The 660-nt window shown below is 72.7% G+C and carries 1 protein-coding gene; it reads right to left on the reverse strand.

The window, feature by feature from the left end; genetic code table 11:
- A partial coding sequence (locus ABD345_RS40045; protein ID WP_344559768.1) for a molybdopterin-dependent oxidoreductase occupies positions 1–660 on the reverse strand: 660 nt, incomplete at both ends.

Below are 660 nucleotides of genomic sequence, written 5' to 3' on the forward strand. Positions count from 1 at the left end.
CGTCCAGGCGTAGGACCACTGCCGCCACAGGTCGGGTCCGGCGTCGGCGGCCAACTCGGCTTGCTGCCACGGGCCTTCGTCGATGCGGAGTTCGACGGCGGCGATGCCGCGGTGGGTGGCCCAGGCGGTGCCGGCGATGTCGACGGGGCCGGCGGGGATCTTGGCGAACGGTGCGGGGACCTCGATCCGGGAGGCGGTGCGGACGGTGCCGGTGCGGTCCCAGCCGCGTCGTACCCAGTACGGGTCGAAGGCGGTGAAGGTGGTGACCTCCAGGTCGATCAGCCATTTGGTGGCGGAGGTGTAGCCGTAGAAGCCGGGGACGACGGTGCGGCAGGGGAAGCCGTGCGCGGGCGGCAGGGCCTCGCCGTTCATGGCGAGGGCGAGCAGGGCGTGGCGGCCGTCCAGGACGGACTCCAGCGGGGTGCCGATGGTCATGCCGTCCTTCGAGCGTCCGACCAGTTGGTCGGCTCCGGGGCGGACCCCGGCGCGGCGCAGCAGGGCGGGCAGTGAGGCGCCCAGCCAGCGGGCGGTGCCGACGTAGGGGCCGCCGACCTCGTTGGAGACGCAGGACAGGGTGTGGTCGAGTTCTTCGAGGGGTTCGCGCAGCAGGTCGTCGAAGGTGAGCAACTGCGGCCGGTCCACCAGGCCGTGGATGCGCAG

The organism is Kitasatospora saccharophila, from assembly GCF_039529925.1.
GTDB classification, from domain to species: domain Bacteria; phylum Actinomycetota; class Actinomycetes; order Streptomycetales; family Streptomycetaceae; genus Kitasatospora; species Kitasatospora saccharophila.